The organism is Photobacterium sp. MCCC 1A19761 (assembly GCF_037389125.1).
Lineage (GTDB): Bacteria > Pseudomonadota > Gammaproteobacteria > Enterobacterales > Vibrionaceae > Photobacterium.
The window spans coordinates 93,817-110,805 of sequence record NZ_JAZGTF010000010.1 but is presented as its reverse complement, the minus strand read 5'-3'; the positions used below and the strand labels follow the sequence as shown (position 1 = coordinate 110,805).

Annotated in this window: 17 protein-coding genes; 6 read left to right on the top strand and 11 right to left on the bottom strand. The window is 54.0% G+C overall.

The annotated features are described in order from the left end of the window. Positions 1 to 284: 284 nt before the first annotated feature. From VV869_RS12210 to VV869_RS12170, 9 genes are all read right to left on the bottom strand, one after another. A complete protein-coding gene (locus VV869_RS12210; RefSeq protein ID WP_261603759.1) occupies positions 285 to 533 on the bottom strand; it encodes a hypothetical protein in 249 nt (82 codons plus the stop codon). A 79-nt stretch (positions 534 to 612) separates the two neighbouring features. After that, entirely contained in the window at positions 613 to 1,434 is an 822-nt protein-coding gene (locus tag VV869_RS12205) for a LytR/AlgR family response regulator transcription factor (protein ID WP_337735184.1), read from the bottom strand. A gap of 14 nt (positions 1,435 to 1,448) precedes the next feature. Beyond that, positions 1,449 to 2,486 (bottom strand): sensor histidine kinase, encoded by a 1,038-nt coding sequence (locus VV869_RS12200; RefSeq protein WP_337735183.1) that lies wholly within the window; start codon positions 2,484 to 2,486, stop codon positions 1,449 to 1,451. A gap of 1 nt (position 2,487) precedes the next feature. Continuing rightward, on the bottom strand, positions 2,488 to 3,768 hold the full coding sequence (locus VV869_RS12195) for a hypothetical protein (protein ID WP_337735182.1): 1,281 nt from the start codon (positions 3,766 to 3,768) through the stop codon (positions 2,488 to 2,490). 1 nt (position 3,769) lies between these two features. Then, positions 3,770 to 4,570, bottom strand: coding sequence for an outer membrane lipoprotein-sorting protein (locus VV869_RS12190; RefSeq protein ID WP_337735181.1), 801 nt, complete (start codon positions 4,568 to 4,570; stop codon positions 3,770 to 3,772). Next, positions 4,563 to 5,849 carry an ABC transporter permease gene (locus VV869_RS12185; protein ID WP_337735180.1) on the bottom strand — a complete coding sequence of 429 codons (1,287 nt, stop codon included), beginning with the start codon at positions 5,847 to 5,849 and terminating at the stop codon, positions 4,563 to 4,565. Before VV869_RS12185 ends, VV869_RS12190 begins: the two co-directional genes overlap by 8 nt. After that, the gene (locus tag VV869_RS12180) at positions 5,837 to 6,535 is read right to left on the bottom strand and encodes an ABC transporter ATP-binding protein (RefSeq protein ID WP_337735179.1); all 699 of its coding nucleotides are present in this window, start codon (positions 6,533 to 6,535) and stop codon (positions 5,837 to 5,839) included. Before VV869_RS12180 ends, VV869_RS12185 begins: the two co-directional genes overlap by 13 nt. Further along, on the bottom strand, positions 6,532 to 7,257 hold the full coding sequence (locus VV869_RS12175) for a hypothetical protein (protein WP_337735178.1): 726 nt from the start codon (positions 7,255 to 7,257) through the stop codon (positions 6,532 to 6,534). Before VV869_RS12175 ends, VV869_RS12180 begins: the two co-directional genes overlap by 4 nt. Positions 7,258 to 7,632: 375 nt before the next feature. Continuing rightward, positions 7,633 to 8,085: an acyl-CoA thioesterase gene (locus tag VV869_RS12170; protein WP_337735177.1), complete on the bottom strand. Its 453-nt coding sequence runs from the start codon at positions 8,083 to 8,085 to the stop codon at positions 7,633 to 7,635. A gap of 455 nt (positions 8,086 to 8,540) precedes the next feature. On the opposite strand from VV869_RS12170, the gene VV869_RS12165 reads away from it, so the two are divergent. From VV869_RS12165 to VV869_RS12145, 5 genes are all read left to right on the top strand, one after another. Then, positions 8,541 to 9,581 (top strand): Preprotein translocase subunit SecY, encoded by a 1,041-nt coding sequence (locus VV869_RS12165; RefSeq protein WP_337735176.1) that lies wholly within the window; start codon positions 8,541 to 8,543, stop codon positions 9,579 to 9,581. 314 nt (positions 9,582 to 9,895) lie between these two features. After that, a complete protein-coding gene (gene proV, locus VV869_RS12160; protein WP_337735175.1) occupies positions 9,896 to 11,083 on the top strand; it encodes a glycine betaine/L-proline ABC transporter ATP-binding protein ProV in 1,188 nt (395 codons plus the stop codon). A 3-nt stretch (positions 11,084 to 11,086) separates the two neighbouring features. Next, complete coding sequence (gene proW / locus VV869_RS12155; RefSeq protein WP_337735174.1) at positions 11,087 to 12,187, top strand: glycine betaine/L-proline ABC transporter permease ProW; 1,101 nt, start codon at positions 11,087 to 11,089, stop codon at positions 12,185 to 12,187. After that, the gene (proX, locus tag VV869_RS12150) at positions 12,187 to 13,194 is read left to right on the top strand and encodes a glycine betaine/L-proline ABC transporter substrate-binding protein ProX (RefSeq protein ID WP_337735173.1); all 1,008 of its coding nucleotides are present in this window, start codon (positions 12,187 to 12,189) and stop codon (positions 13,192 to 13,194) included. The genes proW and proX overlap by 1 nt, the downstream gene beginning before the upstream one ends. Before the next feature lie 184 nt (positions 13,195 to 13,378). Beyond that, the gene (locus VV869_RS12145) at positions 13,379 to 13,873 is read left to right on the top strand and encodes a MarR family winged helix-turn-helix transcriptional regulator (RefSeq protein WP_337735172.1); all 495 of its coding nucleotides are present in this window, start codon (positions 13,379 to 13,381) and stop codon (positions 13,871 to 13,873) included. 68 nt (positions 13,874 to 13,941) lie between these two features. On the opposite strand, the gene hppD is transcribed toward VV869_RS12145, so the two are convergent. Further along, on the bottom strand, positions 13,942 to 15,018 hold the full coding sequence (gene hppD, locus VV869_RS12140; protein ID WP_337735171.1) for a 4-hydroxyphenylpyruvate dioxygenase: 1,077 nt from the start codon (positions 15,016 to 15,018) through the stop codon (positions 13,942 to 13,944). Positions 15,019 to 15,325: 307 nt separating this feature from the next. Here hppD and VV869_RS12135 point away from each other — a divergent pair, with 307 nt between their 5' ends. Next, positions 15,326 to 16,294, top strand: a complete 969-nt coding sequence (locus VV869_RS12135; protein ID WP_337735170.1) for a CHAD domain-containing protein — start codon at positions 15,326 to 15,328, stop codon at positions 16,292 to 16,294. Between the two features lie 20 nt (positions 16,295 to 16,314). Here VV869_RS12135 and VV869_RS12130 read toward each other — a convergent pair whose 3' ends face one another. Then, entirely contained in the window at positions 16,315 to 16,797 is a 483-nt protein-coding gene (locus VV869_RS12130; RefSeq protein ID WP_337735169.1) for a glutathione peroxidase, read from the bottom strand. Positions 16,798 to 16,989: the final 192 nt, after the last annotated feature.

The following is a 16,989-nucleotide window of genomic DNA, read 5'->3' as shown; positions in this document are numbered from 1 at the left end:
AAGCAGTCTCTAAAACTCAGGCCGTCAGTTTGTCGAATATTTAGGCAGAAGATCTAGTGGTGATGAAAAAAGAAGAGTCAGAGCTGCCCCATTTTCATGAACACATCTCTATCACAGGGTGAACGCATTGTTATTGAATGAATTGTTATTGAATGAATTGCTCAATCAACGAAAGCCAATGCTCAAATCTATTCGAGCCGGATGTTTATCGCGTCCCATCACAGACATAGCAATGTCAACGGCCGGGGAAGTCACTCAGCCGCAGGATCATAAACACGATTCACTCATCCGATCGCCGTATCCGGATCAATATGATAGTAGGTATTCACCGAAGTCCCGCCTAACTCCGGCTCCAGATAATCCCGGACAGCATCAATGGATTCGGCTTCCCACATACACTGACAGAGCGAATGACGCTCACTGATCATCGTGGTGTGCAGCTGCATCCCACTGGGGGGACTGGCCAGCATATCGCCCACTTTCTGCCAGAACGCGTCCGGATCTTTGATGGCATGCTTAATCGCGACAAACATAATCCCGCTCCTTTGCTTTGTTCAAAGTATAGCGGGAGTTGAGAAATGTCGTTGTTATCAAGCCCTTTCCATCAGCCTCTTAAATCACACCTTTAAATCGCGTCTGGGCACTACGGCTGACCGGCAGCTTCTGCTGGCCGACAATGGCGAACAACCGACCGGTAAAATCCTTGTGAACTTTCTCAATCGCCGCCACATTGACGACGGTGGAGCGATGCACCTGCCAGAACTGCTCCGGGTCCAGTTGCTCCAGTAATGACTTGAGTGCAATTCTCAGCACATATTCATCCACTGCGCCCGGTTTGTGGTCGCTGCGTTTAAACACCGAGACGTATTTATCTTCGGCTTTGAAGTAGAGAACATCCGCAACCGAGATGACATAGATATCTTCCCCCCGGCTAGCTTTGACCCAATTGAGATAGGAAACCGGCGCCGGTGCCGTCAGATGGTTGAGCTGATCAATCAAGCGCCCCAGATCCTGTGGCGCCAGTCCTGTGTCTGGAGAGTCCCGGCCAGCCTGTTCAGACAGGCGACGCTGCACCTTTTCACAGGCCTGAGCCAGCCGCGCTTCCGTCAACGGTTTGAGCAGATAATCAATCGCGTTCTGCTCAAACGCGTTGACCGCATAATCTTTATAAGCTGTGGTAAAAACAATGTGCGGCACCTGCGCCAGATCAGCCAGCGACTTGGCCACCGACATCCCGTCCAACGCCGGCATCCGAATGTCGAGAAACACCACATCCGGCTGATGCTGTTTGATCGCTTCTAACGCCTCGAGCCCGTTTCCTGCCGCAGACACAATGTCCAGCTCCGGCCAGACCTCCGCCAATGCTTTGTTTAAATGATGCCGCAGCACCGGCTCATCGTCGGCGATCACAGCCGTAGCAAACGTGTTGACCATCTTTTCTCCCTGATTCACTTTACCTGTTGGACGCTCGGCACTCTTAACGTCGCAATCACCCCGCCTTCCGGCGGCTCTTTAATACTCAGGCTTCCCTGTTCACCGTACAAGGCCTGAAGCCGGTTGCGGATATTCTCGATCCCCAGCCCATGGCCCCCGGACACTGCGTTTGGCTGAAAGCCGTTCCCGTTATCAATCACCTCAACGGACAAAACTCCTTCCGCTTTTGAGAAAACCAGCGCGATCCGGCCCCCTTCCGCTTTGGGTTCAATACCGTAATCCACGGCATTTTCCACCAACGGCTGGATCATTAAAGGCGGGATCTGCTGCTGGAGATCAACATTGTGATGCGTGACTTCATAGTCCAGCCGTTCACCTAAGCGGATTTTCTGAATATCCAAATAAGCGGAGATAAAAGCAATTTCCTCTGCCAGCGTGGTGTACTGCGCCCGGCTTTTGTTCAGGTTGCTGCGAAACATATCCGTCAGCCGCACCAGCACGTGCTTGGCTGTTTCCGTGTCCTGATCAATCAGTGCGATGGCATTGGCAAGCGTATTGAACAAAAAATGCGGTTCAATCTGGCTCTGAAGCTGCCCCAACTGACTCAGGGCCAGCGCTTTTTCCTGCTCGGCCTGCTTCAGCCGGGCGGCCTCAATCGCTTGCTGCATGAGCAGGCGTTTTTCGTAACTGTAGAAATAGTAAAAGCACAACACCGTAAAAATCAGCGCCAGCAAAATGACCGTTTTCATCGTTTCCAGGGACTGTGCCGAATCCGGATCATTCAACCAGAAATACGCGTTCGCCGTTCCCAGTAACATGGCCGTTAAGACCGAACTCACCGTCACAAACCGATGACTCAGTTGCGGAAAGCCATAAGTCATCAGACGCGCCGGGATCACCGCACTCATCCCGTAGCCAAAACTCACGATCAGATCATCATAAAAGCTTCCCGGCCAAACCAGCGTGGTTGCTATCGCAATCACCAGACAGAACAGCGCTGTAATCCCGATGCTTTTCCACCAGGGGGAGAGATCTTCCACCATTGTATCCATATTAATACCGTCCTTTTAGATTCAAAAAAATCATACGCTTATCGGGTAAATTCTGAAACACTGACTGCCGATCTCCGGTCATAAAACGGGCCGCAAGTTCCAAGTCGAGTGTCGCCTCGCCGGAGTCATAGACCGAATACGCCAGCCATTGCGTCGCAATCACGCCCTGATCTTCAGGGGCGAACAGCACATCCACCGTGGGGGTCAGATCCGCCAGCCAGCCAATCTTCCGGGTCAGCGCCCCCTGCTGCCAGGCCGTCGGATCCATTGTCCAGTGCAACATGACATTGTGGCGCACCAGATTCACCGCCTGAAACGCCCGGCCGTAGGAGGATCTCAATCCATTCCTGGCCTGCTGGGTACTCAGCTGCGCCCGCTGTAGCTGCTCTGCCTGATGCAATGCGGTTTGCCACTGGGCATGGTGCCAGCTTCGATTGTCATACCAATATTCCAGGACCACCTGATGCCCTGCCGCACTGGCCCAGGTGAATCCCAACAGGGCTTGCCAGCCGTCACGATGCGTGACCTGCTGTACCGTGTCCAGAGGCGAGGCCGGGAGCTCAAATCCCTCATATCGACGTTGATACACCGAAGACACATGCAGCGCCCAGGCTTCATCCAACACCGTGACCCAACCCGCGCCCATCAGGCCATGACGGACATCGTCATAGTATGCGATGCCCTGCCACTCGTGATCCCCGGACAGCCAGTAGCGGCGCAGGCCGATCCCACGCTGATCTTCGGCCAGTTCACTGCGATCCTGCGACACCCAGGCAGTATCGGCATACAGCATGGTCCATTCCCCGGCCTGATCAAACATCGAGACCGAAGCCACACCCGCCCCTTCTTCCACCTGGATCCCGACCGGGTGACGCGGATACGGTGTGATGATATCCAACGGCCGGTAGCCGTAACCCACCCCCCAACCCAACCGCACTTTTCCTAAGGTCAGATCCCAGTCACTGTCGGCGATCGGCCCCTGCCAGAACAGTTCCCGAACGAGCCATTGGGACTCGGAGTCGACCTGCTGATCGCTGTTGTACAGATCATCCCCTTTCACGGCGAAGCTGCCCATCCAGTTGCCATCGCGAAGTTCAACATCCAGCAAGGCATGGATTGACTGTTCATCACCAACCGGTTCCTGCGGAAAAAATTCACTGGCTTGTGTTTCCCGGTGTTCAACACTGGTGATCCAATCCCACTGCACCGCTACCGCAGATGCCTCTCCGGCGATCATGAGCGACAGGGCAAGCCCCGCCGACCGAATCCAACCACGCTTCATCTCACAGCTCCGAGACAGGATTACGGGACAGATAAGCCGGGTTATAGAACTTATCCGCCAGGGTCATGGGCACGATCTGCTGATACTCGATCACAGTTTTCTTACCCGATTGGATTTGATCCAGCAGCGTCATGGCCACCACCCGGGGTTTTCCGTCCAGCACCCCTTGGGTAAACCAGGCTTGCTTGGCCAGCTTGCCGGAGCGCAAATACAAATTCGCTTTCAGCGGAAACGCACTCCCCTGCGCCAGCCAGAGTTCAATCCGGGCATAGCTGGCCCCGGACGTTTTTGCCGTCAACACCAGTTGCTGCGCGGCATACTGTGTCCCGTCTGCCGACACCACTTCGGTGTCGGCAACCCACTGCCCCTGATAATCCTGGCTCCAGGTCAGGGTGGAGATATCACCGACCGAGGCTTCCCCCAGCAATTTCTGCATCGGCGTGATCCGGATCGGGCGACGACTTTTCGGCATCAACAGCCAGTAGTTATCCCCCAGCATCAGCATCTTCTGGCCGGCCTCCGCCGCAGATTGAAACAGCACCAGCGACTCCCGTTCCGGACGGGTATAAATGTGGTACTGGCGGCGCTTGTCCAGCTCGCCATCCTGATACAAGGTGACCACCGACACGACTTTCGCCGCATCACTGCCCTGACGATACTGGTCGGCCTGCTGTAACAACGCATCCACAGCGTCCACAGATAAACCCGTTTGTGCCGACACCCCACCGGCAACCACACTCAGTGCCAATGCGAAACCCAAGCGTTTGAGCTGACCGGTCCAAAACATCGCGCGATTAAACATAAGCCAGTGCCTCCGTGATCGGTTTGCTAAGTCCTTTACGGGCTGAGAAATAGGCTGCGCCCAGACAAATAAAGAGAACCACCATGGATGTTCCGGCCACCAGCCCCGGTGAGAAATCCACATGCAGCGGATAGCCTTCACTGTATCCGGGAGGCGGTGGCATGTTGACCGGGATCAACAGCAGAAACAGGCTGACGGCCGCCGTCAGCAAGGCCCCCAGCAGCGAACCCATCAGCGCCAGCAACCCCGCCTCGCGGAGAAACCCGGCCATAATTTCGCCCCGGCGACTGCCGAGCGCTGCCAGCGTCCCGATTTCCCGGGTCCGCTCAGTGACGGACATCGTCAGGGTATTGAACAGGGCGACGAACACCACCAATCCCATCACGCCGCCCATCATGCCGAAGATCAGGTCATAGAGGCTTTTGACATTCTGATAGAAAAAAGCACGATCCTGCCAAGGTGTCAGTGCAATCGGCGGGAGGCCACTGAATGTGTCCAGTTGCTGGCGGATGGTTGTCAGCATTGCCTGGGTATCTGCCGTATGGGTCAGAAATACCGACAGCGTGCTGACCTTGTCCGATTGCAGCAGTTCCTGCGCCGGATGGATATGGATATACAGCTGGCGTTTGTCCAGCTCCGGCACGCCGGTTGAAAACGTGCCACGAACCCGAAAGTCCATCGCATTCAGCACACCTTCACTGGTGGTCACCAACAGGGTCAGCCAGTCACCGACCACAACGCCCATGTTTGTCGCCAGTCCTGTGCCCAGCATCACTTCCGGAGACGCCGGATCATAGCGGCTGGCGGTGATCGCCGAGAGCGTTTTTCCCGTCGTCATGGTCAGGAAAGGTCCCTTCAGGGTGAACTCGCGCGCATTCACGCCGGTGCCGGTGAAGATGGTCGATTTGGCGCCGTTGGAGACCAACCCGTTGAAATAGATGCGAGGCTGTAACGCTCGCACCCTATCGTGTGCCATCAGCTGACTGATTAAGCGTTGGCTCTGCGTCAGACCGTTACTCAGTGGCACGTCTTCATCACGCTCAAAGTACCCGGGTTGGCTCAGGGTGATATGGCCAACATCCCGCGCCGTCGACTCTTCCAGCGCCTCATAGGTGTACAGCCCGTAGCCACCGGCGGAAGTTAAAGCAAATACCGCAATGGCAATGATCATCGCCGACAGCAGACTCCGGCGCCGATTACGTCTGAGGTTCAGCCAGGCCAGCCGGACCGACGCCATGTTCAGCGCACTTCGCGTGCCTGAAAACGTTATACTGCCCATTGCATTTCCTCCTGCATCCATTGTCCGTCCAGCAGGTTCATCTGCCGATCGCAACGCTGCGCCATGCGCGGATCATGCGTTGCAATCACGAACGTCGTCCCCGCTTCATGGCCCAGACACTTCATCAGATCAATCACCTGATTAGCACTCTGGCTATCGAGGCTGGCCGTCGGCTCATCGGCAATCACCAGAGAGGGCCGATGAACGAGGGCCCGGGCGATGGCAACCCGTTGCTGCTGCCCGCCGGAAAGGTGATCCGGGCGTTGATGGAGGCATTCACCGAGGCCGACCTTCTCCAGCATCTGCCGCGCCTGGCGCTGTTGCGCTGCTCTCGACATTCCGTTGAGATGCAGCGGATAAGCCACGTTCTCCAATGCCGTCATCACCGGTACTAGGTTGAACTTCTGAAACACAAACCCGAGCTGGCAGCGACGCAAACGCGCTGCGTCGTCCGGATGTCTGGGCGCCGGGGACAGTGCCGATGCGTTTTCACCAAACGCCATCTCTCCCTGATAATCGAGATCCAGCAGTCCCAGAATATTGAGGAGGGTGCTTTTGCCGGAGCCTGACGGCCCGCACAGCGCCACCATCTCGCCCGTCTCAATCACGCCGGAAACACCCTTGAGTGCCGCAACCGATTGATGGCCCAACGCGTAGCACTTGCGCAGATTTTCAAATCGAATCATGCGGCCTCCTGTTGTTGCTCTATCAAGGCTTGCGCCTGCTGTGTCAACGGATGCTCAGAATTGTGAGCACGCATCACCGCCAGCCACTGGTTGGCCTGAACGCGATCCCCGGCGCGAATCGCCGCTTCAACGGCGCGATGATAGATCCAGGCCGTGGCTTCATAAGGCGCCTGTTCAAATTCAGGCAAGGCTAACAGCGACAAATACAGTTCAAATCCCGGCTCAAACTGATGGAACATCTCCGGTAAGCTCGTCAGTGTGGAAGCGGCGATCGCCTGAGCGAGAAAGGATTCCGGGAGCCCGGACAGCACCCGCTGCTGCGCCAGTGGCACCGGGCTTGCGGCCTGTAAACTCAGCCCTTTTTCAATCTTGGCCACCCCCTCCTCGACCAGACGCATTGCTTTCCAAGGCAGCCAGGTTTCTCCGGCTTTGAGCGTCTGGGCGCTGCCGAGGTAGATCAACGCAATGGGTGAGGCGCCCTGCGCGGCAATTAGTTGCTCAAACTGGGTGTGTACTTCATCGATATTGTCGGCTTGGCCAAGCGCGACCTGGTTGTACTGTTCAATCATGGTGTCGAGGGATTCAGCCTGACTCATCCCGGCACACAGCAGGCTGAGGCTCAGGATGCTCCAACGGCCAATGTTCATCAGCCCTTGCTTGAGCAATCGTGGTTTCATGGATAGCGGTTTCATGGATAACGAGTGAATAGATAGCGGCCTCATGATGTTTCTCCTTCTTCATCGGGTGTGGCCCAGAGCACATCGATCTTTCCCCCGAGCTATTACGACATAGCGTAAGGAAAACAGCACCAATGTGCGGACGCATGCGACCAACGCCGTGCTGTGGTCGCGAACCGCAGAAAAAATCGACCGAATGGCAGAGGCGAAGATGAAACCGTCAAATCGGCAACTGAAATGCCTTGGGTCACTGACATACAGCGGCAACGGCGAAGGCCAGAGAACACCCCGTCATTCAGACCGGATCGTAAAGTGTGCAGATATCAAGAAAGCAGAAGTGTACAGAAATAGAGAAGAATCGACAGTAGCCCATCGGAAATGTGTCGGGCTACCGTATGACAGGAATGATTGAAGAAATGACTAATCTACCGGCTGCGCCAGCAGCGCACGCGCTTCGAGGGTTTCAATCCGGGAAATCAGCTCCGGCGTCATGGTTGCTTTCTTATTGGTTTTGAAATTAAACATCACCACCGTCGCCGAGCCGGTCGTGGCCACCGCGCCCAGCTTTTGACTGACGATGGCATATTCCATCGTAAAGCGATCCGCTTGCAGCGACGAAACCCGGCTGCCGACATACAGGGTGTCGGGGAAAGTGACCGGCAGTTTATAGCGGCATTGGGTCTCGCCCAGTACCGGCCCAATCCCGGTTTGCTTCATTTCTTCCATCAAATCAATATCACGGAAATAGTCGATCCGGGCCGTCTCAAAGTATCGAAAATAGACCACATTATTGACATGACTGAAGGCGTCCATCTCTCCCCAGGCAACCGGTATTTCTGTCACCACCGGATACCCCTGTAAAAGCTCTTTCATGTTTGCTCCTTGCCTTGGTTAAACCCACGATGAGCCTGCAAATCCCTGATCAGCGACCCGCGACTAGAGCATTTAATCTAACGCCAAGCCAACAAAATCACAACAATCAGAAAACAAACCCGTCTGCGGCTGCACACTTTCAGGCACCGCCGAGTGACAGCGACAAAGCTGCGGGCCGGTAAGACGCATACAGGTATCGCATGCTCTGGTGAAGATTCACACAGTTATGAAAGCGCCGTGTAAAATTCCGCCGTAAAACCGCCGGAAGCCTTATTTTATAAGGGTTCCAGACTCATAATGGGGTATCCTAAGTCACCTTTTGACCGCCTGATTACGGCTTGACGGACGTTTCCGGCAAGCCCCGTAGTACAGCCAGCGCGCTTTACGATACAGACCCAGTTTTTATGATTTACAACGATACACTACCGGTACGCTTCCCCAAGGGAGCTTTCGCGATGTGGACGGTATATGGTTTTACCGGCGCATCGATCCTTGCCTCGATTATTTTCTCTTTATTGCTGTTCCTGTCCATCGATGAAGATCCGGTGATGCAGCTGCTGTTTGGTGGCCTGGCCGTGATTTTCGAACTGGGGAAATTCTTTGCCTGGTATGAATTTGGGGAACGTCGCGCGCGTCGCAACTACGCCGGGGCTTTTTCCGCCTTCGCTTTCTACAGTGTTTTGGCCGCAATCTCGATTGGGGGCTCCGTCGGGGGGATCAACAGCGCAACCAATAAAGCGCAAAGCCATGTCAACGTGCAGCAAAGCAAAATCAATAGCTACAACATGCAAATTGAAGCGATTGAAAAGCAGATCCAGCTTAATAATATCGCCGCTGAAAAATACATTCAGATGGAGCGTATCGCCACGGGTGTGACCCGAATTCAACGAGAAAACAACAAGCTGCGAGAGCAACAACAATCCCTGGCGATTGAGCGCGACAGCTTGCCCGTGGTCAGCCAGGGCTCAGTGCTCGGCCTGATTGACAGCCTGGCGAAATCACTCAAGGTTCAGACCCAGACGGCTCAGTTGGGACTGGTGATCTTCCTGTCGGTACTGCTGGATTTCTTTGCTGCCTTTTTCGTTGGCCTGATCGGTGAAGAACTGCGATTCCGAAACCAGTTCCGCCGCCTGAACCCAATCACCATTGATGCTTTTGACAGTGGCATTACACAGGCACCGGAGTTACTGACCCATCAGACATCCGGCCCACAACCGGCCGATTACGCTGAAGCGGAATCCGAGCAACCAGCGGCATCACAGCCGGAACAGGAAACCCCGGCGGCGGAAACACCAAGCCAGGCCCTGACGCCGTATCAACAGACGATCGAAGCGCTGCGCACCAACCAGGTGAACTGCACCAAGCGCGCCGTCAGCCGTTACCTGAAAATCAGCCCTGAAGAGGTCGATGCCATTTTCAAGCAGTTACTGACCGAAGGAATCGTCAGCAAGAAGCCGAATAACCACTACCAGTGGCATGGCATCGCCGAAGTCTAGCCCCTTCGTCATTCCGCACATTTCTCACAAAAGCCCGCGGCCACTCAGCATAACACTGAGTGGCCGCGGGCTTTGTGATCTCATCAATACGCGATCACAACACCATTAAAGACCAACACAAACCTTTACACACCTAACCAATCAAGAGGCGCGCACCCATTAAAAACCATTAAAATCAATGATTTAGTTACACAAACACAATTAGACACCGAACAAATCCTTGAAAACATCTAAAATAATATTTAGAGTTCTATAGAAATTTGCACTTTTTTGCTCTACAACGCAAAACAAAGTCAAAGCCAAGGATGCAAATCATGTCGACTATGTTAGAAGTTCAAAGCCTGTACAAAGTGTTTGGAGAAACACCCCAAGCGGCTTTCCCCTTACTGGAAAAAGGGCTGGATAAAGATCGTATTTTTGACCAGACCGGACTCACCGTTGGGGTCCAGGATGTTTCTTTATCCATCAATGAAGGTGAAATTTTCGTGATCATGGGACTCTCCGGCTCAGGAAAATCCACGTTGGTCCGCCTGCTGAACCGCCTGATTGAACCCACCCGCGGCAGTGTGCTACTCAACGGCAAAGACATCGCCCACATCTCTGACGAGGCGCTGCGTGAAGTGCGTCGTCAACAAATCTCGATGGTGTTTCAGAACTTTGCGCTGATGCCACACATGACCGTGCTGGAAAATGCCGCTTTCGGGCTGGAATTGGCCGGAGTGGATACCGAAGCCCGGAACCAGAAAGCACTGGCCGCCCTCAAGCGTGTCGGTCTGGGTAGCCACGGCGAGTCCTACCCCGATGAGCTTTCCGGCGGGATGAAGCAACGGGTCGGCCTGGCCCGCGCCTTGGCCAATGATCCGGACATTCTGTTGATGGATGAGGCTTTTTCGGCACTTGACCCCCTCATTCGGACCGAAATGCAAGATGAGCTGATCCGGCTGCAAAACGACGACAAGCGCACCATCGTATTCATTTCCCACGATCTGGACGAAGCCATGCGAATCGGTGATCGCATCGCCATTATGCAAGATGGCGTCGTGGTTCAGGTCGGCACCCCGGACGAGATCCTCCACCACCCGGCCAATGACTATGTCAGCTCGTTTTTCCGCGGCGTGAATGTCGCGACGGTTTTCTCAGCCAAGGACATTGCCCTGAAGAAGCCCGCAGCTGTGTTCAAGAAACATGACAATGATGGTCCGGCCGCGGCCATGCAAATGCTGATGGATCATGACCGAGAGTACGGCATTGTGTTGGAAAAAGACGGCAAATATACCGGCATCGTCTCCATCGACTCCCTCAAGCAAGCGCATCAGGCGCAGTCGCCACTGAGCCGTGCCCTGCTGCAAGACACCATTTCGATTCAACCCAATGTGCCCCTCGGCGAACTGATCGGCCAGGTTGCTGATGTGCCTTACGCGGTGCCCGTGGTGGATGAAGACGGCACTTACTACGGCGTGATCACCAAATCGCGTCTACTACAGACACTGGATAGGGAGTAATTCATGGCGACTGAGACGCAATCCAACCCGACCCCGGCAGCCAACGATCCCTGGTCCACGTCCAGCGCACCAGCCGATCCTTGGGCAACGGATACCACCAGCAGCGGAGATACCAGCTGGCTAACCCAGGCTGCACCCGCGGAGCCGGACACCTTTGACTGGCTTCACCCGTTTCAGGATGCGGTGATCCCATTTGATCAATGGGTTGAAACTGCCCTGAATTGGATGGTCGAACATGGCCGACCGGTATTCCAGGCTATTCGAGTTCCCATCGATTTCATCCTGACTTCGTTTGAAACCGCGTTGACGGCCACACCCGCGCCGCTGATGTTGCTGATCCTGTTCCTGATTGCCTGGCAGCTGGCCGGGCCGCGAATGGGCATTGCCTCCCTGCTGTCCCTGCTCTCGATCGGTCTGATTGGAGCCTGGTCGGAAGCCATGGTAACGCTATCTCTGGTGATGACCTCCGTATTCTTCTGCCTCTTGATTGGCCTGCCCATGGGGATCTGGCTCTCTCGCAGCGAAACAGCGGCACGGTTTGTCCGGCCCGTGCTCGATGCCATGCAGACGACCCCGGCCTTTGTCTACTTAGTGCCGATAGTCATGCTGTTCGGGATCGGGAATGTGCCGGGGGTCGTCGTCACCATTATCTTCGCCCTGCCCCCCATCGTCCGCCTGACCATTCTGGGGATCCAGCAAGTGCCGGAAGAGCTGATTGAAGCCGGTCATGCATTCGGGGCCAATCCAAAACAAATGCTGTATCGCATCCAACTGCCGCTGGCCATGCCGACCATTATGGCCGGGGTGAACCAGACCCTGATGCTGTCCCTTTCAATGGTGGTGATCGCCTCGATGATTGCCGTCGGCGGATTAGGTCAGATGGTGCTGCGCGGTATCGGCCGTCTGGACATGGGGATGGCGGCGGTCGGCGGGCTCGGCATCGTGATCCTGGCGATCTTGCTCGATCGCATCACCCAAACCATTGGTACCGAGAGCCGGGACAGCAAAACCCGCTGGTACCAAACCGGGCCGGTATCCGTGATCTACCGGCTAAAAAAACACTTTTCATCATCAAATCATGTGAAAAAACTAGGAGAGCAATAATGAACGATTCATGGAAGAAAGGTTTCACACTAACCACGCTCCTGACGGCGGCTATCTCAATCTCAGCTTACGCCGAATCACTGCCGGGCGAAGGTGTCACCGTACAACCGGTACAGTCCACCGTGGCTGAGGAAACGTTTCAGACCCTGATTGTGAACAAGGCCATGGAAGCGCTGGGTTACGAGGTGAAACCAACCAAAGAAGTGGATTACAACGTCGCTTATACCTCAATTGCTGAAGGTGATGCCACCTATCTGACGGTTGGCTGGTTCCCACTGCACGCCGATAAATACACCATGGCCGGTGGCGACAATAAGTTCTTCCGCAAAGGCGAGTATATCTCCGGTGCCGCACAGGGCTATCTGATCGATAAGAAAACCGCTGAAAAATACGGCATCAACAATATTGCTCAGTTGAAAGATCCAACAATTGCCAAACTGTTCGATGCCAACGGTGACGGTAAAGCGGATCTCACCGGTTGTAATCCGGGCTGGGGCTGTGAGCTGGTTGTCGAAGAGCAGCTAACCGCCTACGGACTTCGTGACACTGTCACTCACGATCAGGGCAATTACGCGGCAATCATCGCAGACACCATCTCTCGTTATAAAAAAGGCGAGCCCGTGCTCTACTACACCTGGACTCCATACTGGGTCAGTGGCGTGATGGTGCCGGGCAAAGATGTGGTCTGGCTGGAAGTGCCGTTCTCAGCCCTGCCGGGTGAGCGGAAAGACATCGACACCACACTGCCGAACGGCAAGAACTTCGGCTTCGAAATGAATGCTATGAAGATTGTTGCCAACAAAAAATTCACGCAAGAGAACCCGGCCGCTGCGCGCCTGTTTGAAATTATGAAACTGGACATTAACTCGGTCAGTGCTCAGAACATGATGATGAGTAAAGGGAGCAACTCGCAGAAAGATATTGAAGCGCACGCCAAAGGCTGGATTAAGGCCAATCAGGGCACCTTCAACCGCTGGATTGCCGAAGCGAAAAAAGCGCAGCTCTAGCCACAAGACCTATCACATATCGGCAGCCACCTTTGAAGGCCCGCATCAATAAGGCTTCCATCACAAGACCGCTGCAAAAACAGACTGCTACAAGAACAGATCGCAAGAGTCGGAGTGCCGCTGCGGCGGCTCTCCGACTCACGCAATACGATGAACCCCGAAGTGACATCAGAAGGAGGGAATCTTGGATATCCATGAAGAAGTGCTCATTGCGATTCGGCAGATCATCCGCGCCGTCGATCTACACTCCCGGCAACTGAATAAAGATTTCGGCCTGACCGGCCCGCAACTGCTGATCATGCGGGCAATCCGTAGCTCAGGTGAAGTGACCATTCGCCAGCTTTCAATCAATACCAATATGAGCCAGGCGACCGCCACCAGCATTATCGATCGACTGGAAAAGCGCGGGATGGTGATCCGGTGTCGTAACACCAAGGACAGACGCAAGGTCAACGCGTACTTAACAGACCAAGGCAATATCGTGCTGGATCAGGCCCCACTACCGCTGCAAGACAACTTCATCAAGCAGTTTCAGCGGCTGAATGAATGGGAGCAGACCTTAATCTTATCGTCGGTGCAGCGGATATCGACCATGATGAATGCTCAGGATCTGGAGGTTGCACCTGTACTGGAAGTGGGGTTCGAGCCAAACGGGCAGCATCATATGCCCCACCCGTGATCACCCGATGCCGTCCGGTGAGCCTGTACAGACTCACCGATCCGGCTCAATGTTGAGCAGACACGTCGCTATTTGGATTCAACATCCAGAACCCCGCGGCGGATCTGATCGAGTTCAATCGATTCAAACAACGCCTGGAAGTTCCCTTCCCCGAATCCCTCGTTCCCTTTGCGCTGAATGATTTCAAAAAAGACCGGGCCAATCACGGTGTCGGTAAAGATTTGCAACAGGATCCCGCTCTGATCACCGTCAATCAGGATCTTCAGCTCATTCAACTTGGCAATATCTTCCTTGTGCTGCGGTACCCGCTGATTAATCCCTTCATAGTAAGTATCCGGCGTATCCATAAAGGCCAACCCACCGTCTTTCAGGGTTTTGACCGTGGTCAGGATATTATCGGTACTCAGGGCGATATGCTGGATCCCTTCCCCGTTGTACTGCTCCAGGTACTCGGCAATTTGGGATTTATCATCGCTGGACTCATTGATCGGGATCCGGATTTTGCCGCAAGGTGAAGTCATGGCGCGCGACAGCAGGCCGGTCATTTTCCCTTTGATGTCGAAATGGCGGATCTCGCGGAAGTTCGCGATCTTCTCATAGAAGCTGGCCCACAGATCCATGTTGCCGCGCTGCACATTGTGCGTCAGGTGGTCGATCACCTTGAGCCCGGCATCCAGTTTTGCCATCCGCGCTTTGTAATCCGGATAATAATCAAAATCGATCTCGTAAATGTCATGCTCGCCGTAACGATCGACCAGATAAATCAGCGACTCACCAATCCCGTAAATGGCCGGAATATTCAGCTCCATCGGACCCGACTGGGCCGCACAAGGCGTTGCGCCCTTCTCGACCGCATAGGCCAGCGCCTGGCTGGAATCCTGCACCCGAAATGCCATCGCGTTCACGCTGGCCCCGTGAACCCCGGCAAATCCTGCCGCTTGCGAGTGCGCTTCGCCATTGACGATAAAATTGATATCCCCCTGGCGATAGAGCCAAACTGACTTGTGCTTGTGCTTAGCCACTTCGGCAAACCCCATCAGGCGAAACAGGTTCTTCAAATTGGCAATCCCTTCCGGAGTCGGCGCGGTATATTCTACAAATTCAAAGCCATCCGTTCCCATTGGATTATCAATCATTTTGTTCATCCTTATTTCCTCACTTTGTATGATCTGTAGCCATTACTTATAGGATTAGCATTTCCTGTCGGAGGATGAGACATTTGCAGAGAAATCAATGTTAAACAAATGTAAACAGACTTTGTAAACCATGATTGCCAGTGGCAACTTGCATCAGTCAGGCCCGTCGTCCAACTGTACACCGGCACGGGCAACACTACTCACTTCCGGAATGAAACCGGATCCTTGTATTATCTTTATTACCCGATATGAAAAACTTGCGCGCACCATTCACTGGCCAATTTTGAAGGTCTATTCTTGATGGTGAGGTGGAAAAATGAATGTGAATAAGCGAGATAAGCTAAAACTCCCCAAGAAAAAAAAACCGGAAGTTCCGTTGTCGGCCTCCGCAGATATTTACCTGCCGACCTATCATTTCCTGCGCAATGAATTTCGTCATGCCCGGCTGCATGAACCAGGGATTATCCGCGATGACGATATCGAGTTCCTCCACCAGTACCGGGTCTCTCTGCGCCGCTGCCGCGCGCTCATCAGCCTGATGAAAGACCTGTTTGTGCCGCGCCAGCAGAAAATGTTAAACCTCAGCCTCAAAACCCTGATGCAAAAAACCAATCAGCTACGGGATCTCGATGTTTTTTTAGCGCAGATCGATGATTACTTTTCCGTACTCGATCATCAGCATCATCAGGGGCTCAGTTGTTTCGTCGACACCCTGCAGCATGAACGGGAAGCCACCTTTAAAGCGGCCAAGAAATGGTTAAAAACTGAGAATTATGAGCAGCAATGCCAGCAGGTCAAAGGCTTAATCAAAGAGCTGGAAGCTTCCCCAGCTGACCAGGGACACCGTAAAAGTAAGCCATTTGCTCAGGCTATCCTCTGGAAACACTTCCAGCGCGCGCTCAGCATCTGCAACACCCTCAATGGTGATAGTCCGGATGAGAACGTCCATCAGTTACGGATCTGCTGCAAGAAACTGCGCTACCTGCTGGAATATTTCACGCCGCTTTTTCCGCCGAAAAAGATCCAGGCGCAAATTCAGCATTTAAAGCAATTGCAGGATGAACTGGGCGATTTCAACGACACATCCACCCAGTTGATTTTTTTCGATCGCTACCTGAGCAACAACAAGCCTTCAAGCCCGAGCCACCAGGCCATGACGCAATTGAAGGAAATCACCCGCCGGCATCATCTGGCCGCCAAAGCGCGGGTGCTCCAGCAACTGCAGGACTTTACGGCGTCCGACAATATCGACAGCTATACGTCGCTGTACCATGCCGATAGCTAGGCTGCGCAACCATTGCGAGCCTAGCTTCGCAATGCTTTGACAATGTCACTTTCAATCGATTCCGGCCGCTTGGTCGGTGCAAACCGCTTCAGCGGCTGACCATCCCTGCCGATCAGAAACTTGGTAAAATTCCATTTTATCTTGTCGCCGAACAACCCCGGCTGCGCGCGCTTGAGATACTGGAACACCGGATGGCTGTTGGCCCCGTTAACCTCCACTTTTTCAAACATCGGAAATTCCACCCCATAATTGATCTGGCATGCCTGGGCAATTTCCTGATTTTCTCCCGGCTCCTGCCCGCCGAACTGATTACACGGAAACCCCAGGATCACCAGCCCGTCATCTTTGTATTTGGCATACAAGTCCTGCAATCCCTGGTATTGGGGAGTAAAGCCACATTCACTGGCCGTGTTGACCACCAGCACCACTTTGCCGGCAAAGTCGCGCATCGCGACATCCTCTCCCCGGATGCTCTTCGCCGATAACTCATAAAAACTTGTCATTGTTCTGTGCCTCCTTTTCATCCTGAGCACTCAGTATCCCTGCCTACCCTAACAGAGAAAATTAGAAATGAACGCCCACTTCTTCACATCACGTCGATCCGGGATCCGATCGCGCCAACGAAGAAAGTTTGAGTGAGTTCTCATCTTTCTATTTCAGTACTGTTTAAACCATCAACTTGGTGCTATTTTAAA